The 23,210-nt window shown below is 36.9% G+C and carries 19 protein-coding genes and 1 pseudogene; 12 read left to right on the top strand and 8 right to left on the bottom strand.

The genetic code is table 11. The features are described 5' to 3' along the window. Positions 1–12: 12 nt before the first annotated feature. From HT701_RS04950 to HT701_RS04960, 3 genes and pseudogenes are all read left to right on the top strand, one after another. Positions 13–426, top strand: a pseudogene (locus HT701_RS04950) (IS3 family transposase); the annotation flags it as partial. Between the two features lie 661 nt (positions 427–1,087). After that, positions 1,088–1,894 (top strand): hypothetical protein, encoded by an 807-nt coding sequence (locus tag HT701_RS04955; protein ID WP_172931271.1) that lies wholly within the window; start codon positions 1,088–1,090, stop codon positions 1,892–1,894. A 21-nt stretch (positions 1,895–1,915) separates the two neighbouring features. Then, the gene (locus tag HT701_RS04960; RefSeq protein ID WP_023933400.1) at positions 1,916–3,163 is read left to right on the top strand and encodes a toxic anion resistance protein; all 1,248 of its coding nucleotides are present in this window, start codon (positions 1,916–1,918) and stop codon (positions 3,161–3,163) included. A 115-nt stretch (positions 3,164–3,278) separates the two neighbouring features. Here HT701_RS04960 and HT701_RS04965 read toward each other — a convergent pair whose 3' ends face one another. Both HT701_RS04965 and HT701_RS04970 read right to left on the bottom strand, forming a co-directional pair. After that, positions 3,279–4,556, bottom strand: coding sequence for an FRG domain-containing protein (locus HT701_RS04965; protein ID WP_023941419.1), 1,278 nt, complete (start codon positions 4,554–4,556; stop codon positions 3,279–3,281). A 10-nt stretch (positions 4,557–4,566) separates the two neighbouring features. Beyond that, complete coding sequence (locus tag HT701_RS04970; protein ID WP_000335401.1) at positions 4,567–5,115, bottom strand: ImmA/IrrE family metallo-endopeptidase; 549 nt, start codon at positions 5,113–5,115, stop codon at positions 4,567–4,569. Positions 5,116–5,518: 403 nt separating this feature from the next. Here HT701_RS04970 and HT701_RS04975 point away from each other — a divergent pair, with 403 nt between their 5' ends. Beyond that, a complete protein-coding gene (locus HT701_RS04975) occupies positions 5,519–8,887 on the top strand; it encodes a type I restriction endonuclease subunit R (RefSeq protein ID WP_240152362.1) in 3,369 nt (1,122 codons plus the stop codon). 118 nt (positions 8,888–9,005) lie between these two features. Here HT701_RS04975 and HT701_RS04980 read toward each other — a convergent pair whose 3' ends face one another. Then, on the bottom strand, positions 9,006–10,247 hold the full coding sequence (locus HT701_RS04980) for a Fic family protein (RefSeq protein WP_023939106.1): 1,242 nt from the start codon (positions 10,245–10,247) through the stop codon (positions 9,006–9,008). Between the two features lie 260 nt (positions 10,248–10,507). On the opposite strand from HT701_RS04980, the gene HT701_RS04985 reads away from it, so the two are divergent. The 3 genes from HT701_RS04985 to HT701_RS04995 all read left to right on the top strand — a co-directional run bounded on the left by HT701_RS04985 (position 10,508) and on the right by HT701_RS04995 (position 14,633). Further along, a complete protein-coding gene (locus HT701_RS04985; protein ID WP_172931272.1) occupies positions 10,508–11,563 on the top strand; it encodes an AbiH family protein in 1,056 nt (351 codons plus the stop codon). Continuing rightward, positions 11,560–12,747: a restriction endonuclease subunit S gene (locus HT701_RS04990; RefSeq protein WP_023935414.1), complete on the top strand. Its 1,188-nt coding sequence runs from the start codon at positions 11,560–11,562 to the stop codon at positions 12,745–12,747. The genes HT701_RS04985 and HT701_RS04990 overlap by 4 nt, the downstream gene beginning before the upstream one ends. 284 nt (positions 12,748–13,031) lie before the next feature. Beyond that, complete coding sequence (locus HT701_RS04995; RefSeq protein WP_172931273.1) at positions 13,032–14,633, top strand: type I restriction-modification system subunit M; 1,602 nt, start codon at positions 13,032–13,034, stop codon at positions 14,631–14,633. A gap of 345 nt (positions 14,634–14,978) precedes the next feature. Here the strand turns inward: HT701_RS04995 and HT701_RS05000 are convergent, their stop codons facing one another. The 5 genes from HT701_RS05000 to HT701_RS05020 all read right to left on the bottom strand — a co-directional run bounded on the left by HT701_RS05000 (position 14,979) and on the right by HT701_RS05020 (position 17,462). Beyond that, positions 14,979–16,100: a Fic family protein gene (locus tag HT701_RS05000; RefSeq protein ID WP_001066336.1), complete on the bottom strand. Its 1,122-nt coding sequence runs from the start codon at positions 16,098–16,100 to the stop codon at positions 14,979–14,981. Between the two features lie 521 nt (positions 16,101–16,621). Further along, the gene (gene rpmG / locus HT701_RS05005) at positions 16,622–16,771 is read right to left on the bottom strand and encodes a 50S ribosomal protein L33 (protein ID WP_001265622.1); all 150 of its coding nucleotides are present in this window, start codon (positions 16,769–16,771) and stop codon (positions 16,622–16,624) included. Positions 16,772–16,786: 15 nt separating this feature from the next. Beyond that, entirely contained in the window at positions 16,787–16,969 is a 183-nt protein-coding gene (gene rpmF, locus HT701_RS05010) for a 50S ribosomal protein L32 (protein ID WP_000290417.1), read from the bottom strand. 151 nt (positions 16,970–17,120) lie between these two features. Further along, on the bottom strand, positions 17,121–17,315 hold the full coding sequence (locus tag HT701_RS05015) for a PTS ascorbate transporter subunit IIC (RefSeq protein WP_119919559.1): 195 nt from the start codon (positions 17,313–17,315) through the stop codon (positions 17,121–17,123). A gap of 6 nt (positions 17,316–17,321) precedes the next feature. Beyond that, positions 17,322–17,462, bottom strand: coding sequence for a hypothetical protein (locus tag HT701_RS05020; protein WP_165852382.1), 141 nt, complete (start codon positions 17,460–17,462; stop codon positions 17,322–17,324). 190 nt (positions 17,463–17,652) lie between these two features. On the opposite strand from HT701_RS05020, the gene HT701_RS05025 reads away from it, so the two are divergent. Genes HT701_RS05025 through HT701_RS05045 form a run of 5 tightly spaced genes read left to right on the top strand, consistent with a single transcriptional unit; the run spans position 17,653 to position 23,120 of the window. Continuing rightward, positions 17,653–19,683 carry a BglG family transcription antiterminator gene (locus tag HT701_RS05025; RefSeq protein ID WP_050209628.1) on the top strand — a complete coding sequence of 677 codons (2,031 nt, stop codon included), beginning with the start codon at positions 17,653–17,655 and terminating at the stop codon, positions 19,681–19,683. A gap of 3 nt (positions 19,684–19,686) precedes the next feature. Further along, the gene (locus HT701_RS05030) at positions 19,687–19,971 is read left to right on the top strand and encodes a PTS sugar transporter subunit IIB (protein ID WP_000912476.1); all 285 of its coding nucleotides are present in this window, start codon (positions 19,687–19,689) and stop codon (positions 19,969–19,971) included. A 12-nt stretch (positions 19,972–19,983) separates the two neighbouring features. Beyond that, positions 19,984–21,330: a PTS ascorbate transporter subunit IIC gene (locus tag HT701_RS05035; protein ID WP_000975300.1), complete on the top strand. Its 1,347-nt coding sequence runs from the start codon at positions 19,984–19,986 to the stop codon at positions 21,328–21,330. A 3-nt stretch (positions 21,331–21,333) separates the two neighbouring features. Then, a complete protein-coding gene (locus HT701_RS05040; RefSeq protein WP_084357989.1) occupies positions 21,334–22,191 on the top strand; it encodes a transketolase in 858 nt (285 codons plus the stop codon). Next, complete coding sequence (locus HT701_RS05045; RefSeq protein WP_023935387.1) at positions 22,188–23,120, top strand: transketolase family protein; 933 nt, start codon at positions 22,188–22,190, stop codon at positions 23,118–23,120. Before HT701_RS05040 ends, HT701_RS05045 begins: the two co-directional genes overlap by 4 nt. Positions 23,121–23,210 lie beyond the last annotated feature (90 nt).

The following is a 23,210-nucleotide window of genomic DNA, read 5'->3' on the forward strand; positions in this document are numbered from 1 at the left end:
AACTAAGCAACTATATCACCAGTTTTAGATGGCTTTAACAGTGAAATTATCTCCTATTTGCCGAACTTAGTACAAATGAAAGCTATGCTAGAACAAGCCTTTACAGAGAACCATTACGAAAATACAATTCTCCATAGTGACCAAGGATGGCAATACTAACACGATTTCTATCGTCATTTTTTAAAGAATAAGGGAATCTAACCATCTATGTCACGTAAGGGTAACAGCCCAGACAATGGTATGATGGAGTCCTTCTTTGGGATTCTGAAATCGGAAATGTTTTACGGTTATGAGAAGTCGTTTCAATCGCTTAATCAATTGGAACAAGCTATTGTAGACTATATTGATTACTGCAACAATAAACGAATTAAGGTAAAACTAAAAGGACTTAGCCCTGTGCAATACAGAACTAAATCCTTTGCTTAAATTAATTGTCTAACTTTTTGGGATCAGTACATCAGTACATACACATAAAGGCGTTTTTGTTTGGGAATTACGTGATCTTGATGATATAATATAGAGAAATAAAATAAAAATAGGACAAATCAATCAGGACAATCAAATCAATTTCTAGTAATATTTTAGAAATCCAGATGTACTATTCTAGTTTCAATCTACTATATTTTAGCCCCCTCAATTTAATGAAGGGAGGTGTTGCCGATGTTAGAAACTTTACTCACAGTGTTTCTAGCTCTGTTACTTATTAACGTGTTATCTGAGCTTTTCAAGTTATGGCTTAAGAAACGTAAGAAGTAATGGTTAACCCTTTAAGAGGGTAGCAAAAAAAAACCATCGGTGGCACGGTGGGGCTTTTTAGTTACATATGCTGTAACTTTACTCACATTGTAAGTTCATTCTAACATATAACACCCAATATTTCAAGCTTTTGTTTTGATATTCCTCAGAGGTCATTCCGCAATCTTATAACACTGAATCCTGTGGTTTGAGTCCGCTCCACTGAAATTAGCACACGCGCTACTAGCCTCCATTCTACAGCAAAGAAATCAACTCTTTTATAGGGGATTTCCGCCCTCATTTTTGTCTTTTGTGCTAAAATAGACTTATAAATTGAAAATAAGGAATGTTTATGAAATTAGGTAATGGTTTTTGGAAAGGTTGTCTCTATTTTTGGGGCTTCTTGTTCTTATTAGGCCTGTTGGTCCAATATGCTCTTCCGCTTGCGGCTTGTGTACTGCTAGGCTATGGTGGTTATCGTCTCTATAAACGTTGGCGCTATCCTCTTTTGCAGGATCGTTCTCTCGACGATCGGATTGAGCTTTTAAAAGCTCGTATTCGTCAGGCGGACAAGGATATTCAGCAATTGGAGGGAACTTTAGTAGAAAAAGGTTCAGATTCCTATAAGAGTCTGGCCAATCAAGTATTGATCGAACTGAGGGAAATCCATCAGGAGGCGGATCGTCTAAAGTCCTATATCAATGCTGATGTCTACAACCGTATTGACAAAAAGGTTCGTACAGTAAGGGCAGACATCGATGTTCAGCTAGAACGTTTGGATAGGGAAAGTCAGGTAGATCTTGAAAATGCGGAGCCAGAGGAATTAGCTCCAGAATTGTCCCAGACCTTGGCCAATATTGCCATTGACCATCAGGCCATTTTAGACAAGATTGCTACCTCGGCTGAGGGGGATAAGGAAGAATTGACGGCCATTCATAGTTTGAAGATGGAGAAATTCAAAACGATTTTAGAAGGCTATTTAAAGATTAAGGCCAATCCTAAAAACTATAATCGAGCAGAAGAACGTTTACAGCAAGCTAAAGCAGCTATCGAACAATTTGACCTTGAGCTGGACCAGGTGTTGAGAGAACTCAATGAAACAGATATGCGTGATTTTGATATTAGTTTGCGTATCCTAGAAAAAGATCGTAAAGAATAGGTTAGAAACAAAGGAGTAACCATGACAGAATTTAATTTTGATATTGACCAGATTGCCAATAATACGGTAGCTAAGGAGGATAAGACAACCCAAATCATCGAGACCAATACTGGCTCAGACAAGACCTTGACCTTCCTTGAGAAGCTGAGCCCTGAGCAACAAGAAGGGATCAAGGCGCACGTGCCCCAGTTGGTAGACCAGTTTGTCACCAATCAAAATGCTCTTTTGGATTTTGGACAATCTGCTGTAGAAGGTGTGAACAATACGGTCAACCGTATCTTGTCAGAACAAAAGAAACTGCAGATTCCCCAAGTGGATGATCTTCTCAAGAATACCAACCGTGAGTTGCAAGGCTTTGTAGTCAAATACAAGAACGCTGAAATTGCTGAGTTAGAAGAAAAGCCAAACTTTTTGCAACGATTGTTTAACAAGAGCAAGAATACCCTACAGGAATTTTACTTTGACTCAAAAACAGTGGAGCAAAAGCTCGATGGTATGGCTGCCGCAGTGGTCAAGCAAGAAGATGTCTTAGCTCGAAATATCGTCTCTGCTGAGATGTTGATTGAGGACAATACCAAATCCATTGAAAATCTAGTGGGAGTGATTTCCTTTATCGAAGCCAGCCAGACAGAAGCTGGCAAACGCGCTGCCGAACTGAAAGCTCAAGCTGATCAACTCGATACAAGTACGGTAGAATACCAGACCAAATCACAAGAATTGGCCCGCATGGCAGAAGTGGTCAATACCCTAGAACAACAGCACACTGAGTATGTCAGCCGTCTCTATGTTGCCTGGGCAACAACACCTCAGATGCGCAATCTTGTGAAGGTGTCATCTGATATGCGCCAAAAATTGGGAATGCTTCGTCGTAATACGATTCCGACAATGAAACTTTCCATTGCCCAACTGGGTATTTTGCAACAATCCATGAAATCAGGTGTCGTGGCAGATGCCATTGTCAATGCCAATAATGCTGCCCTTCAGATGCTAGCTGAGACCAGCAAGGAAGTGATTCCGCAGATGGAAAGAATTGCCCAAAGCCCGACAGTCGCTGTTGAGTCTGTTACCAAATTGGCTGAAAGTCTGGTCGCTCAAAACCAAGGTATCGTCGCAGCTATTGAATTGGGACGCCAGAAACGTGCCCAACTAGAAACAACCATCGTCAAGTCCGCAGAAATGATCAACGATTCTGTCAAACTACGCGATGAGAAAATCGTCCAAGCCCTTCTCGACCAAGGCAAGGCTGCTCAGAAAGAAGTACAAGAATAATACACAAGGATGCTGGGAAAAACTCAATTTCAGGAGAAAATGAAGTAAATCTTTCTACAATAAAACACATAATATCAAGGTTGTATAATTCTTGATATTATGCGTTTTTTTGATTTCAAAGACTTTTTCTCCAGACTCTTGTGATTCTATATTTACCTTTTCTATTCTTTTTGCTTTTATGATAAGGCAGGTTATTTGAATTTTTTTTTAATTCATTAAGTACCGCTCTATTAGATTTTTTATCATCTTTTAATTCGAATTCTTTAGATTTATAAATCAAATAGTCTGAAAAATCTGGAAATAAGGCATTTGTTTCATAATTGTACTCTTTTAACTTTCGTAAAAGTTCTCTTTGAATTAATTCATAGTAGTCGCCAGAAATTCTTTCCTCTTGATTATTTTTATCAGAACCTGATTTGACAGACTTTCCTTCTAAAAATTTAATTACTCCGTCTAAATTTTTAGAAGATAGATCATCTTCTGGCTTAGTATGATTAGAGCTTTGCTGATTTTTTAAAGACTTAATAGAGGCCTCTATATTAAATTTGATATTTAGAATAATTCTATCGATAGGTTTATAATTTTCTAATTCTATTTCATTTTTTTTAAAATTTATAAATTTAATAAGTTTATCAAAATTTATAAAAGCACCTTTTTGTGCCCGTATTCTCTTATTTGTAATTTTCTTATGAACTAAAGAAATTATTCCATTCTCACTATCATTGCTGGAGTCAATTTTATAGAACTCTAACTGAGGATTTTTTATTTTCCCAAAACCTAACATAAACAACATGGCTATGAATGGATTTTCGGAAATATCTAGTAGACTTGTTGGCAAACCATAATGTTGTAAGATAGCTAATTCATCAGCTCGGATATCTAACATTTCTTGATTTAAAGGGACATATTTAACTTCATCAGGAAATTCTCTAGAGATATTTAGATAAAGAGATTCAAAAGTGTTACAGTATTTATTTCCTTCACTATTTTGTAAATTTCTAAATATCCCTGGTACTGTTTCCCAATCTTCTCTTTGTCCCCTATAGTAATTATAGCCTTGTCTTTGAAACGATGTAATCATTTCTTTTATTAAGTAAAATAAACTCCATGAATTTTTTTCATCTTTATATCCTAATCCCGTACCTGCACTTAATAAATATTTATTGATATCATCGATTTCATCTTGCAATTTAGAGTTTTTATTTGTTGATGAGAGTTCTAGATTTTGAATTTTGTAAATTGGTGTTAAATCTTCCTGAGGTTGGTTTATTCCAATTATATTTATTACTATTTTAAAATCATTAAAGATTTTTGAATTCAGTTGATTTTTTATTTCTTCAGGGGATGAATAATAGGTCCCTAAATTTTCATAGAATTTATCCCTAAGTAACATAAAATTCTCCTTAAATGGACAATACACCCAAATTAATAAGTCTATATTTCATAGCCGGATTGGACACATTTAATTTTTCAGCAAGATAAGTAATAATAATTTCATCATTTAAAGTATCTAATTCCTCCCAGGTCATAGAATAATCTATTGCCATTCTATCGATTGCTTTTATGATTAACTTTTGCGGCATTAGTAGTTCTGCTGCAAACTGGTTAGCAGCTCTTTCTTTAGCATTCGCTACTGGTGTTTGTTCACGTTCAGAAATTCCTTCATGTTTTAACACAAAATGGCCTAATTCATGAGACTTAGTAAATCGTTGACGCTGTAGCGGTTCCAAAATATTAACATACATTTTTTTAGTGTCAGCATCATATTTTCCAGAATGCGAATCGAAGTATGTTTCTATAACCTCAATTCCTAATTCAGCAATAATTTTATCAATATCTATACTATATTCATCTGATTGAAGTTCAATGTCTGATATTACTTCTTTTTTATTGTCAAAATAAGACATAAAATCTGTTGAGTATAGTTCGCTATATTTATAGACTTTACACATTATAAATTCTCCTATTTATATTTTTTATTTTTATTAAAAAATTATGAATTATTCTAAGTTATCATGATACAAAAATAGTTTATATTACTATTCTAAACTAAAAAGATCTTTTAGTCTATAGATAGATTGAAAATTTAAGAAAGAAACTACCTTTACTCTGAAATAAGAGATAAAACCATGGGAAACCTTTTCACTACTAGTCTTTTATGATACAATAGAAGGAAGTAAAGGCGCTGTTTTTTCGATGTCGCAACGCCTTGGATGAATGAAAAGGAAGAGTCCCTATGGTTTTCAGATTTAAGCAAATAACTAGCTTGCATATATATATAAACTTGCGTTTTCATACCCATTTTCAAAACCTGCCAATCTTTTTGGTAGGCTTTTTGCGTTGTAGAAATGGGGTATGAACATGGCTTACACCTTATCAAAAGAATTAGAGCAAGAACTCATCGTTTCAGCACCTGAGTTACAGCCTAGTTATACTGCCATCGTAGAATACCTAGAAGCTATCAACCAGAAAGGAGCATCTGGAAGCAATTCTCAGGAACTCCAGAACCAGCTTGCTATTCAGCTGAGACGTTTAGAAGATTTAGTGCAGGGTTATATTCAAATAAAGAAGAATCCCCATCACTACCTAGATGCAGATAAAGACTTGACGGCAGCCTATCAAGCCATTAAAGGGACGGAGCAAGATCTTCTCAAAAAATTGCAATATCTCAATCAAGCCGCCTTGCAGGATTTCCATATCAGCCAGAGACTCTCTCCCAAAGATGAGACTGCTATCCCTGTAGCAGGTAAAGCCAAAACCAAACAGGAATTGGCTATCGAACGAGATTTGATCAACCAGTTGACAAAGGGAGAAAGTCAATGGGTGTATCGACCTGAGTTAAATACAGAAGACCTCCTATGGGGAAACTTTTTTGCCAAGCTGGAAGCCAATAATGTCCGCATTTTGCAAGACCATCCCCTTACAAATTCAGAGAAAAATCAAATTAAAAACCAGCTCAATTTCGTCAACTTCTACGAAGCAGCCAAGTGGATAGCAGGGGAAAATGGCATTGCCAAGGTGCAGGTTCAACGTGAAGATGCTAGTTTAGGCACCATTCGCTTGGAAGTCTTGTGGAGAAACAATGTCGCTGGTGGCAAATCCAGCTATGAGGTTGTCAACCAAGTCATCACAGGCGGAGAAGGGATTCGCCAGCGCCGTGGGGATGTGACTTTGCTGATCAATGGTCTGCCTATGATTCAAATCGAACTGAAAAGCCGTTCTCATCCGTATATGGATGCCTTCCGTCAGATTAAGAAATACGACCAAGAAGGACAGTTCAGAGGTATTTTTTCAAGTCTTCAGATGTTTGTCGTCTCAAACGTTACAGATACTCGCTACATCGCAGCTGCCAAAGCCAACAAGCTAAATGAACGCTTCTTGACCAAGTGGGTGGATAGTGAAAATAGCCCCCAACCCCAGCTATTTGACTTTGCAGAGTCTGTCTTGTCGATACCGAGAGCCCACGAGATGGTCATGCAGTATTCTGTCATTGATGATGACAAGAAGGCCTTGATTTTATTACGCCCCTATCAGGTACATGCCATTGAGGCTATCCGTGAAGCCAGTCGCAAGCGCCAGTCAGGCTATATTTGGCATACGACTGGTTCAGGAAAAACCCTGACCTCCTATAAGGTTTCGCGCAATCTGCTCCAGATACCATCCATTGAGAAGACAATCTTCGTGATTGATAGGACAGACCTTGACCAGCAGACGACTAGTTCTTTTCAATCTTACGCAGAGAACGATATAATCGATATCGGCGAGACCGATGATACACAGGAATTGGTTAAAAATCTGGCTTCTGATGACCGCCGTGTCGTTGTGACGACCATCCAGAAAATCAACGCCATGATTCGTCAGTTTGATGAAGGCCGTCACCAAAAGGTCTACAATCGTATCAAACAACTTAAACTAGCCTTTGTCGTCGATGAATGCCATCGCGCAGTGACTCCTGAACGCCAACGCCACCTAGAGCACTTCTTTACAAATTCTCTCTGGTATGGGTTTACAGGGACTCCAATCTTTACAGAAAATAAACGTGAACAAAAAGGAGACCTTGCTCAGACGACCGAAGAGCAGTACGGTGACTGCCTCCATCAATATACCGTCAAAGAAGCCATCCATGACAAGGCGGTTCTTGGTTTTAATGTGGAGTATCAGACGACCATGCCTGGTTGGGTAGAAGATGAGATTGACGAGGAGCGTTATGATGACGAAGGCCATATGCTTGCCGTTTTAGATGCTATTCTCAATCGCTCAAGACGCAAACTCGGTTTCCAAAATGGGGTAGGAAAAACCTATGAAGCCATTTTGACTGTCAAAAGCATTGCCCGTGCGCAGGCCTATTATAACCTGATTAAGCAAGTCAAAAATGGAGAAAAGTCTCTAAGCATATCAGAAAATGTTAAAAAGGTTTTGCCAGACTTCCCTAAGGCTGCCATTACTTACTCTGTGACAGAAAATGAAGCAAACTCCTATGTCAACCAAGCCTACATGGAGGAGAGCCTAGAAGACTACAATGCCATGTTTGGTACCCACTTTAGCCTAGCGACCATTGCCTCCTACAATAGTGACCTCAACGACCGTCTGGCCCGTAAGAAAGAACGCTTTGCCTTCCGTGAGGAACAGTTGGACTTGGTTATCGTGGTGGATCGCTTGTTGACAGGCTTTGATGCCCCTTGCCTATCGACCCTATTCATGGACCGTCAGCCCATGAAACCCCAGCACATCATTCAGGCCTTTTCACGAACCAATCGCCTCTTTGATGAAGGCAAGAAATTCGGTCAAATCGTCACCTTCCAAACTCCTGACCGTTTTAAAGAAAAGGTGGATGAAGCTCTGAGCCTCTACTCAAATGGTGGCGAAACCAGTGTCCTAGCCCCAGAATGGCAGGAGGAGAAGGCCAAGTTTCTTGAGAAGGTTCATCAACTATTAGCCATCGCTCCAAGTCCAGAGCAGGTGCCTGATTTGGATACAGCGACAGATGCAGAATTAAAACGCTTTGCCAAGGCCTTCCAAGAATTTGACAAGCTCCTATCTTCTATACAAGTCTATTCTGACTATGATGAGAAAGTCATTCTCAGAGAAATTGGCCTCAGCCTAGAAGACATCGAGAACTTTGCTGGCCAATATCAAAATGTTATTGAAGAGCTCCGCAGACGCAGAAAAGAAGACCAAGAAGATGAAGGTGTGCTGCTGGATATCGAGTATGAGCTCGAATCCATCCGCACCGACGAGATAAACTATCACTATATCCTCTCTCTCATCCAAGCCTTGATCGAAAATCGGGAAAACCTCATCGGTAAAAAGGAAAAGAGTCTGGTAGATAACTATATAGAAGATTTGAACAAATCCAATCCTAAGTTATCCAGCATCATCTCGAAACTCTGGCAGGATGTTCAAGCTGATGCCAAGAGCTATCAGGGTCAGTCTGTAACCCATAAGTTGGAAGAGATGATTGAACTAACAACCCAGAAAAAGATTCGTGAAACGGCAGATTATTGGCAGATAGGAGAGGATGAACTCCAGTTCGTAGTGGACAACTACCGCATCGGACGAGACAAGCAAAATGGTGAAAAAGCCATCACCGAGTCTCAGGACTATCTGGCCTATAAGGAAGTCCACGGAGACAAGGCACTACCAAAACTCAAATACAAAAAAGCCCTCAAAGAGGACTATATGCGCATGATTTCAGAGGATATCCTACCGCTAAGGGGGAGATAGGTTTATATTCTTCGAAAATCTCTTCAAACTACGTCAACGTCGCCTTGCCAACCTCAAAACAGTGTTTTGAGCAACCTGCGGCTAGTTTCCTAGTTTGCTCTTTGATTTTCATTGAGTATTAAAAATAGTCAGAAAGATAATGTTGGGAAGGTTTTCGACCAATTAGGGTCAAAATTCCCCTATCTTCAAGATGCAAGAAAGCATCCTTGACCTTTTTCTTAGAGTAATGATGGTTGGACTGATTGGCCAGTTGGATGATGCTTCTATCTTCTATACCATCTCTCTTATCATCAACAAAGAGCTTGGACTGAGCGAGTAGAAACAAGATGTATTTCTCGACTTCCTCCAGCCCTTCTGTCTGCTCTATCTTAACTTTATAGCGATTCAGTTGCTCTTGTTTTTCAAGGAGGGTTTGGATAATATTTTCCTGTCCTTCCTTGATAAAAGTCAACAAGGTTTCAACGAAGAAGGTAGCATCGGCACGGTTGAGATGATCACCAGTATTCCTAAAAGCCTTATAATAGTCTTGCTTATGGTGATTGATTTGTTGGGACAAAACCAGACCTGAGAATTTATCGAGCTTTCTAGACAAGTACTTGGCGAGGATGTAGCGTCCTGTCCGACCGTTCCCATCGTAGAATGGATGAATATTTTCAAAAAAATAGTGTCCAGCACAAGCCTTGACAAGGTTTGGGATAGAATGGTCGTTGATAAAACGAATCCACTCTGTCAGCATGACCTGAATCTGTTCCTCCTTTTGAGGTGGGATATAGATGACTTTGCCAGTCTTGTCGTCTTGGATAAAGACCGATTTCTGTCTAAAAAACTCTCCATCGAGTTCATCCTCTGGCGATATTTCTCCCTGTGTTAATTGGTCATAAATCCCTCTGATATCTTCAAGCGATTGGATTTGGAGAAATTCATCCTTCAAGATTTGTTGGTACATTCGCAAGGTGGAAAGATGTTTGATTTGTTCGGTCTTATAGGGGTCTTCCTCTAGGAGTTTCTCCACATCGACCAACTCTTTACGAGTTGTATGGATACCTTCGATTTCATTTGTGGAAATAATCGATTGGTAGAGCTGTTCTTTATAAAACTGATCGTGGGCAATCTTAGGGAGGGTATCAACTATTTCACTAATTCGTTGAGACTGCTGTGAGATAGTTTCCATCAGTTGGGAAATCCCTAGATGTAGGGTTACAAATAAAGGGTATTGACTTGTTTTGACAGTATCGCGTTGCATTAAATGAGGATAAAGAGATGTTCTAATGGAACTGTATCCTTGTAAGCGTAGTTGATACTCTTCCTCATACTGGTCACGATGACTGTAGTAGATTTTTCTAAGTTCTCTATAGTTCATATGTAGTCATCCTCGCATTTCAACGTTTTTTAACATTATATCACAAAATAAGCCTATCTATTGTTTTAAAATAGGCAAAATTGAAGAATAGAATAGCATAGTTTCCTATCTAAAGTGCAAAAATGGCCAAAATTGAACAATAGAAATGATAGATGGCAATCCTAAAGTGTAAAAATAGGTAAAATTGAAGAATAGAAATCAAAAAGAGAAAACCTAAAGTGTAGAAATAAGAAAATTGAGTAATAGAAAGGGGGGATATAGTGGAGAAATTATTTATTATCGGAAATGGTTTTGATATAGCACATGATTTAAAGACGGATTATTTATATTTCAAGAAGTTTGTTTATCAGCAGGCTTATGGGAAAGATGATTTGTTAGAGTCGTTGCAAAATTTTGATTCTATCAAAGATTTTCTAAAAGACAGTGATAACAGAATATATAAGAGTGAAATATATGCTGAAGAAGTGATGGAAATATTGAATGGTACTGATAGTCAGGAAAAGTTGAAATTACTTTATCAAATTTTTTTACATATTACAGCTACAGAAAGGCTTTGGGGAGATTTTGAAGAAAAACTAGTCTGCTTCCCTTTTATGAATACTAGCACTTCTTACTATGTGACAAACGATAGTAAAGAGGATACTGAGTCTAGAAAAGGATTTGCCGAAAAGGTAGCGGATAAACTCAGTCAATATGTTCATCATCAATTGAACAAGTTATTTAAACAATGGATTAAAGAAACCTATGAACAATGGGAAAGTCAATTAAGCATGAGAAAATTTACCTCTCATTTCCCGATTGTGAAAGAAACGATTTTAACTAATAGAAATGCAAGATTTTTGAATTTCAATTATACTCGTACTTTAGAGGATTTTTACGGCATTTCTTCTTCTAACATCATTCATATTCATGGTGATTTGGATGATGGAGTTCTCATATTTGGTCATGGAGAAGATTCGATAGTCATACCAGAAGGAGCAGATATTTTATCTCGGGCTATGTACAGACTATCTGCTGCTAATAAAAAGCCTGTCCATCAGCAACTTAGAAAGCACGAATCCCTTTTCAAAAGTTTAAGTTCTATCAAAGAAATTTACTTCATTGGTTTTGGTATTCGGGATGAGGATGGGGTGGATGCTCCTTATTTTAAAGAAATTTTTAAACAGGCACCGAATGTGAGCATTTATGTAGACCAGTTCGATAAGCAGAATGAATATACTATTAAGAAAACACTTAAGGCATGGGGGGCTCGTAAAGCTTATCAATTGCAATTTATAGATACAAATAAAGATGAAATAGTTGGAGGAGTAATATGACAAAAAAACCAAGTTATCGCTTTACGGGGTATACTGAAGTTTGGGAAGAGAAGAAGTTGGGAAATCTTGGGTCAGTTGAAATGTGTAGGAGGATTTTCAAAGAGGAAACTTCTGCGGAGTTTGAAATTCCTTTTTTCAAAATTGGTACTTTTGGAGGGGAAGCTGATACTTATATAACTAGAGAAAAATTTGAAGAATATAAAACAAAATTTGCTTATCCTCAAAGAGGAGATTTACTGTTATCTGCTTCAGGAAGTATTGGCCGCGTTGTTGAGTACGATGGAGATGAAGCTTACTACCAAGATTCAAATATTGTTTGGTTGAATCACCATGGTAAAATTAACAACAAGTTTCTTAAAGCTTTTTATAAGATTGTATCTTGGTCAGGAATTGAAGGAACTACAATAAAAAGATTATACAATAAGAATATTTTAGAGACAGATATTTCCCTCCCCTCCCTCTCCGAGCAAACTGCCATTGGTTCTTTCTTCCAAGATATTGACCAGCTTATTAGCCTTCAACAGCGTAAGTTAGAGGTGCTCAAAGAGCAGAAGAAAACTTACCTCAAGCTCCTCTTCTCAGCCAAAGGACAAACCAAACCAGCCCTTCGCTTCGCAGGATTTGAAGATGAGTGGAAGGAAGTGAAGTTGGGGGGAATTGGTGAAATTCAAACGGGTAATACTCCGCCTACTAATGAAGAAGATAATTACGAAAAAAATGGATTTCCATGGGTCACACCTACTGATATTAATTCATTGGTGCTTCAAACGACCTCAAAACAATTATCAGAAGTAGGTAAATCCAAAGCTAGAATTGCTAAGTCTGGTTCAATATTGGTAACATGTATTGCGAGTATTGGGAAAAATACATTAGTTAGAACTGATTCGGCTTTTAATCAACAAATTAATTCATTGACGCCTAGTGAAAAATATTCATCGTATTTTTTATTAACACAATCTGAAATTTGGTCAAGATACATGCTCAGTGTAGCAGGTGCAGGAACAATGCAAATTATTAATAAAAGTGACTTTTCAAATATTAAGACTATGGTACCCACTCTCCCTGAACAAGAAGTCATCGGTTCTTTCTTCCAAGACCTAGACAAGGCCATTGCCAAGCAAGAGGAAAAAGTTAACCAGCTCAAAGAAAGCAAACAAACCCTACTCAGAAAAATGTTTATATAAGATACAAAGACCGTCAAAAGCCCAGTAAAAATAGGGAACTGGCGCAGTCTTCGATGAAAACCAGACAGTTTATCTTTTTTACCCAGCTTTTAGGTCGTGTTCAATTATATAAGATACAAAGACCGTCAAAAGCCTAATAAAAATAGGAAACTGGGACAGTCTTCGATGAAGACTAGACAGTTTATCTTTTTACCCAGCTTTTAGGTCGTGTTCAATTCCATACGATACCGAGACCATAAAAAGCTACACTAAACGAATGAAAGTAGAAATTGATAGGAGACCCTATGTCACAAACAGATTTATCAAGAGAACTCTACCAATCCCTCTGGAATGCGGCAGATATCCTGCGGGGCCAGATGGAAGCCAATGAATACAAGTCCTACCTCTTGGGCTTGATTTTCTACAAGTACCTATCCGACAACATCCTCCAAGCCGTCTGTGATAACTTGGACGAGACCTTTGAGTCCTTCCAACAAGCCCAGCTTCTCTACGAGGAAAACTTTGCGGATGCAGATGTCCGTGAAGACCTCATCGAGGTCTTAAATGACGATCTGGGTTATGTGATTGAGCCTTCTCTAACCTTTACCAAGCTGGTTCAGTCTATCCATGAAGGAATCTTCCAGCTAGAGTCCCTAGCCCAAAGTTTCCGTGATATCGAGCAGGCCAATGAAAAATTTGAAAATCTTTTTGAAGATATCGACCTCTATGCGAAAAAGCTAGGAAACACCCCACAAAAGCAAAACAAGACTATCTCTGAGGTTATGAAACAGCTCAACGACCTCAATGTCTCTGGTCATGCTGGTGATATTTTGGGTGATGCTTATGAGTACTTGATTGGCCAGTTTGCCAGTGATTCTGGGAAAAAAGCTGGTGAGTTCTATACACCTCAAGCAGTCTCTCACCTCATGACTCAGATTGTCTTTGCAGGGCGGGAGCATCAAAAGGGCATGTCGGTTTACGACCCGACCATGGGTTCTGGATCTCTCTTGCTCAATGCCAAGCGCTATAGTAAGGAAGCTTCGACGATTTCTTACTACGGTCAGGAGTTGATTACTTCGACCTTCAACCTTGCTCGCATGAATATGATGCTTCATGGGGTCGCGATTGAGAACTATCACCTCAGTAACCACGATACCCTAGATGAAGATTGGCCGACTACCGAGCCAACAGACTTTGATGGGGTTTTGATGAACCCACCCTATTCACTGAAGTGGTCAGCAGATAGTGGCTTCCTGCAAGATCCTCGCTTTTCAAGTTATGGAGTTCTTGCACCTAAGTCAAAAGCAGATTTTGCCTTCCTTCTTCACGGCTTTTACCACCTCAAGCATAATGGGGTCATGGCCATTGTCCTTCCCCACGGAGTCCTCTTCCGAGGAGCAGCCGAGCAAAAGATTCGCCAACACCTGCTAGAAGAAGGCGCTATTGATACAGTTATCGGCTTGCCAGCAAATATCTTCTACAATACCTCTATTCCGACAACTATTATCATCCTTAAAAAGAATCGCACCAATAAGGATGTCTTCTTTATCGATGCCTCAAAAGAGTTTGAAAAAGGGAAAAATCAAAACAATATGACCGAAGACCATATTGCCAAGATTTTGGAGACCTATCAAAAACGCGGGAATGTCGAGAAGTTTGCTCATCTAGCCAGCTTTGAAGAAATTGTCGAAAATGACTATAACCTCAACATTCCACGCTATGTCGATACCTTTGAGGAAGAACCCGTTGTTCCCCTAACCGACCTCGCCGACCAGCTCGCAGAGATTGATAGAGAGATTGGAGAGGTAGAAGCTAGACTCGCACACATGCGCAGCCAGCTAGTAGGCACAACACCAGAAGCCCAAGCAGAATTAACCGCCTATCTCGAAAAGTTGAAAGAGATTTAGAGACTTGTGAGAATACTCTGCTAAAAATTTAGAAAAATAAAATGACAGTAGAAAATCTATTGTCATTTTTGTTATTGATTATTTAAGTAAAAATCGAATTAGAACTAAACTAAAAGGATTCAGTCCTATCAAATACAGAATTTAATCCTTAACATAAAGATAATGACTAACTTTTTGAGAAGTGATGTTATTTTTCTAAAACAAAATAAGTAAAGTGTGTATTATTTTCGTGAAGTAAAAACGGGATTTGCTTCACCTAATCTTTTTTTAATGAAGTAAATCCCATTTTTACTTCACGAAAGAAAGTAGAAGTGAAGCAAAACGAAGATGAGCTTCAATATAAAATTATTGAACTATTCTTAGCAGGTGTGGACAAAAGTAAGTACGATTTCTTTGAGCAGAGTCTGTTGAAAGAAATTCTTCATCAATTAATTTATTTAATAATGTATATACAGTACGTTCAGAGATACTGAGGTGTTTGCTGACTTGTTTTGCTTTAAAAATTGGAGAAGAGAAAATGAAATCAAGAAGTTGAATACCAGAGACAGAATTCAATTTTGGTATTATTTCTTCTTTCATCTTATTATAAAGGTTTAAGATATCCTGTGCCTTTTTTGTACTCTCTTCTGCTGAGAAAATTACTCCTTCCAAATAGTATTTAAACCAATCTTTCCAGTTATTATTTTTAGAGATGTTTGATAAATGAGAGATATATAGTGATCGATCACTTTCAAAATATGAACTCATATAAAATGTAGGATAAGATAGCAATTCTTGGTAGTAAAGAAACAGTGGGATTAACAATCTTCCTATTCGACCATTACCATCTTCGAATGGATGAATCATTTCAAATTGAGCATGTACAATAGCTGATTGAACTAATAAGTCTAAATCATCATGATGCATATATTGTTCTAAATTGGACATATACTCCGTAGTTTGTTCTGGCGGAACTGGTGTGTAAGAGATAGTTGCTCTACTTCCAATGTAATTTTGAGTTCTTTTAAAATTTCCTGGATTCTTGCTGCTTCCTCTAACGTTATCCAATAGAATTTTATGCATCTCTTTTATTATTCTATTAGATAATGGTAACCCTCTAGAGTTATTGTCATTAATTGTAGTAATATTTTCGAGAGCATAAAAAAGTGCTTTTCGATAATTAATAATTTCATGTAGTTCATCACGTTCTATATCAACCTTATTACCTGCTTCGTAATTTAGTAGGTCTTCTAGAGTTGCATGAGTACCTTCAAGTTTTGAGGAAAGGACGGCTTCTTGGCTGAGCAATGGTGAAATTAGTAGCATTGGATTGATAATAGATGCTAAAAATCCTTCATAGGTTCCAATAGCTATACCTGCTTTAGAAACTAATCTAATTATTTGTGGATCTGTATATATTGAAGTATAGTCAAATGGAAGTTTTTCTGGTAAATAGGGTTTAGGTATGTTTTTAAATGTATTATTCATGTTTATAATTCCTATTAAAATTTTTTCTCAATATTTTTATTATAGAAAGTCAATGTAGTGAGTGACTATAACCTGTACTTGAATTATATTTCTAAGGTATATTGACAAGTATATGAAAATCAAGTAAAAAAGTAAACTGGATTGTCAATTTAAATCTTTGATTTTATGATATTTTTTAAAATAGTAATGTAAATATTTTTAGAGTTTAAGTTTGATTAAAAGTGTGTATCTTCATTAAGTATAGATTGAAAGGATTAATGTTGAACAATTTTAATGAGATGCTAAAAACGGAATGTAAATGTTTGTTTTATTTCATTATAGCACATAGATAAGAAAAAATAGATAGTGAGATGAGTTTAAATAGGATTACTCGCTATGAAATGTTAATTACTTTTGATGGCTTAACAAATATTATCAATAATGTAGTCATTCGAATGATTTCCCTTGCAATATAGTGAAATTAACAAAAAGAAAAAACGCTGATTAAGCGTTTTTCTTCTGTATTGATTCGTATTGAATGCTTACTTAACTTCTGTAAACACAACGTGTTTGCGAAGTTTTGGTGAGTATTTCTTCAATTGAAGACGGTCTGGAGTGTTACGTTTGTTTTTAGAAGTAAGGTACAAGCGTTCACCAGATTCTTTGTGTTCAAGTGTAATATTTACGCGCATGGTATCTCCCTTCTATTATTCAGCTGATGCAGCTTTAGCGATTTTACGTCCTTTGTAGTATCCTTTAAGTGATACACGGTGAGAACGTGAGTAATCTCCAGTAGTTTCGTCAAAGTTTACAGATGGAGCTGTTACTTTGTAGTGTGTACGACGTTTGTTTTTCTTCGCTTTTGAAGTGCGACGTGCAGGTACTGCCATTTTGATTTCTCCTTTAGGTATTTATATTCGATTCAATCTACTGATTTTCATCAACCATACTAGGATAACACATTTTTTTTGTAAAGTAAAGTTACTTGACAAAAAAAGATGAAAAAATTCTCCTGTCAGACCTAGCAGACAGGAGAAGGTGTTAAATATCAATCTCAAATGGTTCATCAATAGTTTCTGAGACGTATTTTCCGTCTTTCTTCCGTTGTTTGACACATTCTGTGAGGAGATATTCGATTTGCCCATTGACTGAACGAAAGTCATCTTCTGCCCATGATGCGAGTGCAGCGTATAACTTTGTTGAGAGTCGAAGGGGGATCTGTTTTTTTAGCTTCAGCCATCTTTAGTAAAGACTTCCTGTGTTGACAATTGGTTGTGCATCATGATTGCCACAAAGAATGACAAGGAGATTTGAAACCATGGCAGCTTTTCGCTCTTTGTCAAGCTCTACCAATTCCCCTTCATTGAGCCGTTCTAGTGCCATTTCAACCATTCCTATTAATTGTTATCTAAATGATATCGCTTTAATTTATAAATTCAAGAAAAAGTAGAAAAATAATTACTAAAAACTTTCAGCCCAATAATTTCTTTTAAAAGGTGAGATTATATTGTGCTCAAATACTCTTTTATTCTTATAACTTTTACACTATAATTGTAGTTAGAAAGGAAGAGAAATGTTTGATTATAGAGCACTAGTTATTTTGATGACTTTGATGGATCATTGTGAGCTATCATTATATGAGTTATCTGTTAAGGTGAGCTTACCTATAAAGGAAGTCAAAGAAGGAATAGATTATTTAGTGCCTTATCTAGCTAATAAAGGGATAGTGCTGGATAAAAAACAAGGTCGCTATAGTTTATCAAATCGTACGAAGCAGTCTTTGACAGATATTATTAAGTCGGATGAATTGGTTTTACCAAAGTCGACTCGCTTAGCTTTAATCTATCTTTACACTTTTTGCCGATTAGATTTTATATCGAATAATCATTACCAAGACTTTTTGAAAGTAAGTAAGAATACAACCTTATCTGATATTCAATCATTAAGAAAGATTATGTTAGATAATGATTTGGAGCTAGGGTACAGTAGAGCAAAAGGTTATACTTTACACGGTTCAGAGTGGAATAAGCACCGCTTAGCTTTTCAAATGGTTAGTGAGTTGCTGGAATCCTCCATAGGGATTTGGGGTTTGGATTATGTTTTATCCAGTTGGGGGTATTCATTAACTTATGATTTGATAAATCAGGTAGTTAAAGATTATTATGAGAAGCTACAGCTAGTACCTATTGTTAATCAATTAAAAGTTTACCTTTTCGGTTTAGTATTCATTCTGTGTAGGTATCAAAGGGATGTTGAAAGAGTATGTCTTTCAGAGACATTAGTATCTCCTGTTATTCAAGATATAACGACTATTTTATTGGATACAGTGGTTGATTTGGGAATTATAGATACGGTGTTTTCTGAGGATGATTATCGCTATATCACCGTTTTATTATCAAGTTGCTTTGAAGGTGAAGTAGATGTTGCTCCGGTTTACTTTAATCAATTAACAGAGGCTATTATAAGTAGAATGGAAGATATTTCTTTGTTACATTTTAAACAAAGGGAAGGATTGAGAGAAAATCTTCGCCGCCACCTTATACCGGCTTACTATAGATTAAAGTTCGGCCTACCTAGTTCAAATGAATATGTATTGCATGTTAAAGAACATTATCCTGATTTATTTGAATTAGTCAAAGATTCTTTGATGCCCTTGATGGACGCTATTGACAATCCCATACCTGATAGTGAAACAGCATATTTTGTTATCCATTTCGGAGGTTATTTAAAGAAAGCAGATACTTTGCCTCAAAAATGCTATAAAGCAGCAATCATTTGTCCTAATGGTGTTAGTTCTTCATTGATGTTAAAAGAGAATCTATTAGCATTATTTCCTCAAATTGAGTTTATAGGAACCTCAAAGATTGATGATTTACAGGTGAAAGCTAGTAGTGACTATGATATGGTTTTTTCTACCATAAAGGTGGAGACAGAAAAGCCAAATTATCTAGTTTCGGTTATGATGACTGAAGAGCAAGCAATACAACTAGTAGAACTAGTGTTAAAAGATTTTCCGAATTTAGAGTATGGGGATTTTGAGATTGAACAAATCCTGAATATTGTCAAAAGATATGGAATTATTACACAAGAATTGGAATTAAGATTGGCGTTAAAGAATTATCTTTACCAAAAAAATGATAGAAAGGAAATTGTACCAGTGCTAGAACAACTCATTACCAAAGAAACCTATCAGGTTAGTTCGCAAAAATTAGGATGGAAGGAGGCGATTCGTTTAGCAGCTAAACCGCTTTTGGATCAAGATAAGATAACTGAGAACTACCCTGAGGCAATGATTCAAAAAGTAGAAGAGTTTGGGCCTTTTATTAATTTAGGGAAGGGAGTAGCAATTCCTCACGCTCGGCCAGATGAAGGTGTGAATGAAATAGGAATGTCAATGTTAGTTTTGGAAGAACCGATTTATTTATTGGATAATCCAGAACAAGAGGTAAGATTGTTGATTTGTATTGCAGCCATTGATAATGAGAGTCATTTAAAGGCTTTGTCACATTTAACAACAATTTTAAGAGATAAAAATCATGTTCAAACTTTAATATCATCAAAAAACTATGATGACATTAAAATGATAATTAAACAGGAGGATTAGATAATGTTAAAAATTGGTACAGCTTGTGGTTCAGGATTAGGTTCAAGTTTTATGGTACAGATGAATATTGAATCTGTATTGAGTGATTTGAATGTTTCGGATGTAGAAGTTGAACATTATGATTTAGGTGGAGCAGATCCAAATGCAGCTGATATTTGGATTGTTGGTCGTGATCTAGCTGATTCAGCTAGTCATCTTGGAGATGTTCGTATCTTAAATAGTATTATTGATATGGATGAACTACGAGAATTAATTACTAAACTTTGTGAAGAAAAAGGACTTATATAGGAGGCTAGCGTCATGATGAAGTTCATATTGGATATTGTTAGTACACCAGCTATTTTAGTAGCTTTAATTGCAATCTTAGGATTAGTTCTTCAGAAGAAGAAATTACCAGATATTATTAAAGGTGGAATTAAGACCTTTGTTGGTTTCTTAGTTGTATCTGGTGGTGCAGGAATTGTACAAAATTCTTTAAATCCATTTGGTACCATGTTTGAGCATGCTTTTCATTTATCTGGCGTTGTGCCGAATAATGAAGCAATTGTAGCTGTAGCTTTAACAACATATGGCTCAGCTACTGCAATGATTATGTTTGCAGGCATGGTATTCAATATCTTAATCGCTCGTTTTACTCGATTTAAATATATTTTTTTAACAGGGCACCACACTCTATATATGGCATGTATGATTGCGGTCATTTTATCAGTTGCTGGCTTTACTAGCTTGCCTCTCATCTTACTAGGAGGATTAGCACTCGGTATTATTATGAGTATTTCCCCAGCATTTGTGCAAAAATATATGGTTCAATTAACTGGAAATGACAAGGTGGCTTTAGGTCATTTCAGTTCTTTGGGATATTGGTTGAGTGGTTTTACTGGTAGCCTTATCGGTGACAAATCAAAATCAACAGAGGACATTAAATTTCCAAAGAGTTTAGCTTTTTTACGTGATAGTACTGTTAGTATCACTTTATCTATGGCAGTTATTTACATTATTGTAGCTATCTTTGCAGGGTCAGAATATATAGAAAAAGAAATCAGTAGTGGTACAAGTGGTCTAGTTTATGCTTTACAATTAGCAGGTCAATTTGCAGCAGGGGTATTTGTTATTTTAGCAGGTGTTCGCCTTATTTTGGGCGAAATTGTTCCAGCCTTTAAAGGTATTTCAGAGCGTCTTGTACCTAATTCAAAACCTGCTTTGGATTGTCCGATTGTTTATACTTATGCACCCAATGCAGTTCTAATTGGATTTATCTCTAGTTTTGTTGGTGGTTTAGTAAGTATGGCAATTATGATTGCTTCAGGAACGGTTGTTATATTACCAGGCGTTGTGCCTCATTTCTTCTGTGGAGCGACTGCAGGTGTTATTGGGAATGCATCTGGTGGTGTTCGTGGAGCCACTATTGGAGCATTTTTACAAGGTATTTTAATCAGTTTTCTTCCAGTCTTTTTAATGCCAGTTTTGGGAGGACTTGGTTTCCAAGGATCAACTTTCTCAGATGCAGATTTTGGTCTATCAGGAATTATTTTAGGAATGTTAAATCAATTTGGTTCACAAGCAGGCATTGTGATTGGTCTTGTTCTTATTTTAGCAGTTATGTTTGGAGTATCCTTTATTAAAAAGCCATCTGTAAAGGAGGAATAAGGGATGATTTTAAGTGAAAATAGAGAAGATGAGTTAAGAAAATTTGCGACTAACATCCGATTAAATACTCTTGAAACCTTGAATCATCTTGGATTCGGACATTACGGAGGAAGTCTGTCTATCGTAGAAGTTCTAGCAGTGCTTTATGGTGAAATAATGCCAATGACTCCAGAAATATTTGCAGCACGAGATAGAGATTATTTCATATTATCAAAAGGTCACGGAGGACCAGCTCTATACAGTACACTCTATTTGAATGGTTTCTTTGACAAAGAATTCTTATATTCTTTAAATACAAATGGAACCAAATTACCGTCTCATCCTGATAGAAATCTAACGCCGGGCATAGATATGACAACTGGCTCTTTAGGACAGGGAATTAGTGTTGCAACCGGACTTGCATATGGTCAGAGAATAAGAAAAAGTCCCTTTTATACCTATGCTATTGTTGGAGATGGTGAGTTAAATGAGGGACAATGTTGGGAGGCTATACAGTTTGCTTCTCATCAACAGTTATCCAACTTAATTGTATTTGTTGATGATAACAAAAAACAATTAGATGGTTTTACAAAGGATATTTGTAATCCAGGTGACTTCGTAGAAAAATTTTCAGCATTTGGATTTGAATCCATTAGGGTCAAGGGTTCAGATATTAGAGAAATTTATGAAGGGATTGTCCAATTAAAACAGTCAAATAATTCATCACCTAAGTGCATTGTATTAGATACTATTAAAGGTCAAGGGGTTCAAGAGCTGGAAGAAATGAAATCCAATCATCATCTTCGCCCTACTGTAGAGGAGAAACAAATGTTAACTTCAGTTGTAGAAAGATTAAGTCAGGAATTGGAGGAAACAGAATGATGAGAAGTACGAAAGAATTACGGCATGTATATAGAGACTTCCTTTTAGAGGCTAATCAAAGTGATTCTGATATAGTAGTCTTAGAAGCCGATTTGTCAAGTTCGATGGCTACTCATAATCTTGAAAAGGACTTTGGAGACCGTTATGTGAATGTTGGGATTATGGAAGCAGAAATGGTCGGCCTTGCAGCAGGCTTGTCTATTCAGGGGTTTAGACCTTATCTTCATACATTTGGCCCTTTTGCTTCACGAAGAGTATTTGATCAATTATTTATTTCTCTTGGATACGCACAATTGGATGCCACTGTTATTGGATCAGATGCAGGAGTAACTGCGGAAATGAATGGTGGGACACATATGCCATTTGAAGAAATTGGATTGTTACGTTTAATTCCTAAATCGATCATTTTCGAAGCAACTGATGATATCCAATTTCGTGAAATCTTGAACCAGACATTAGAATTAAAAGGACTAAAATATATTCGAACAATTAGAAAAGCTCCAGAGGCTGTCTATCAAGGTGGAGAAGATTTTTCTAAAGGCTACATTGAGTTAAGACACGGGGAAAATCTTGTAATAGTTGCTTCTGGCATAATGGTTGCTCCAAGTATTCGAGTTGCAGATGAACTGTCTAAATTAGGTTATTCAGTAGGTGTGATAGATTTATTTAGAATCAAACCGATACCAGAACAGATAAAAACAATGTTAAGTGGAAAAACTATATTTACTGTAGAAAACCACAATCAGATAGGTGGAATTGGCAGTGCTTTATGTGAATTATTCTCTGATGATGGAATAACAAAAATTCATCGGATGGGTGTTCAAGAAAGATTCGGTCAAGTAGGGAAAGTGGATTATCTTCTTAATGAGTATGGTTTGAGTGAATCGAATATAAAAGAGAAAGTTCTAGAGTTTTATAATGCAAGATAGATGTTAAATACACTGTTCTGAAAGAATTTTTGTAACAATTACAGTACGTTATTTAAAGAAAGCGGATTAAAAAGCATATTCTGGTCATCA

The organism is Streptococcus sp. 10824 (assembly GCF_013276595.1).
GTDB lineage: Bacteria > Bacillota > Bacilli > Lactobacillales > Streptococcaceae > Streptococcus > Streptococcus pseudopneumoniae.

Excerpts from the sequence above, each read along its gene's own strand:
- HT701_RS04955 (WP_172931271.1), top strand. The coding sequence starts at position 1,088 with ATGAAATTAGGTAATGGTTTTTGGAAAGGTTGTCTCTATTTTTGGGGC.
- HT701_RS04960 (WP_023933400.1), top strand. The coding sequence starts at position 1,916 with ATGACAGAATTTAATTTTGATATTGACCAGATTGCCAATAATACGGTA.
- HT701_RS04965 (WP_023941419.1), bottom strand. The coding sequence starts at position 4,556 with ATGTTACTTAGGGATAAATTCTATGAAAATTTAGGGACCTATTATTCA.
- HT701_RS04970 (WP_000335401.1), bottom strand. The coding sequence starts at position 5,115 with ATGTGTAAAGTCTATAAATATAGCGAACTATACTCAACAGATTTTATG.
- HT701_RS04975 (WP_240152362.1), top strand. The coding sequence starts at position 5,519 with ATGAACATGGCTTACACCTTATCAAAAGAATTAGAGCAAGAACTCATC.
- HT701_RS04980 (WP_023939106.1), bottom strand. The coding sequence starts at position 10,247 with ATGAACTATAGAGAACTTAGAAAAATCTACTACAGTCATCGTGACCAG.
- HT701_RS04990 (WP_023935414.1), top strand. The coding sequence starts at position 11,560 with ATGACAAAAAAACCAAGTTATCGCTTTACGGGGTATACTGAAGTTTGG.
- HT701_RS04995 (WP_172931273.1), top strand. The coding sequence starts at position 13,032 with ATGTCACAAACAGATTTATCAAGAGAACTCTACCAATCCCTCTGGAAT.
- HT701_RS05000 (WP_001066336.1), bottom strand. The coding sequence starts at position 16,100 with ATGAATAATACATTTAAAAACATACCTAAACCCTATTTACCAGAAAAA.
- rpmG (WP_001265622.1), bottom strand. The coding sequence starts at position 16,771 with ATGCGCGTAAATATTACACTTGAACACAAAGAATCTGGTGAACGCTTG.
- rpmF (WP_000290417.1), bottom strand. The coding sequence starts at position 16,969 with ATGGCAGTACCTGCACGTCGCACTTCAAAAGCGAAGAAAAACAAACGT.
- HT701_RS05020 (WP_165852382.1), bottom strand. The coding sequence starts at position 17,462 with ATGGCACTAGAACGGCTCAATGAAGGGGAATTGGTAGAGCTTGACAAA.
- HT701_RS05025 (WP_050209628.1), top strand. The coding sequence starts at position 17,653 with ATGTTTGATTATAGAGCACTAGTTATTTTGATGACTTTGATGGATCAT.
- HT701_RS05030 (WP_000912476.1), top strand. The coding sequence starts at position 19,687 with ATGTTAAAAATTGGTACAGCTTGTGGTTCAGGATTAGGTTCAAGTTTT.
- HT701_RS05035 (WP_000975300.1), top strand. The coding sequence starts at position 19,984 with ATGATGAAGTTCATATTGGATATTGTTAGTACACCAGCTATTTTAGTA.
- HT701_RS05040 (WP_084357989.1), top strand. The coding sequence starts at position 21,334 with ATGATTTTAAGTGAAAATAGAGAAGATGAGTTAAGAAAATTTGCGACT.
- HT701_RS05045 (WP_023935387.1), top strand. The coding sequence starts at position 22,188 with ATGATGAGAAGTACGAAAGAATTACGGCATGTATATAGAGACTTCCTT.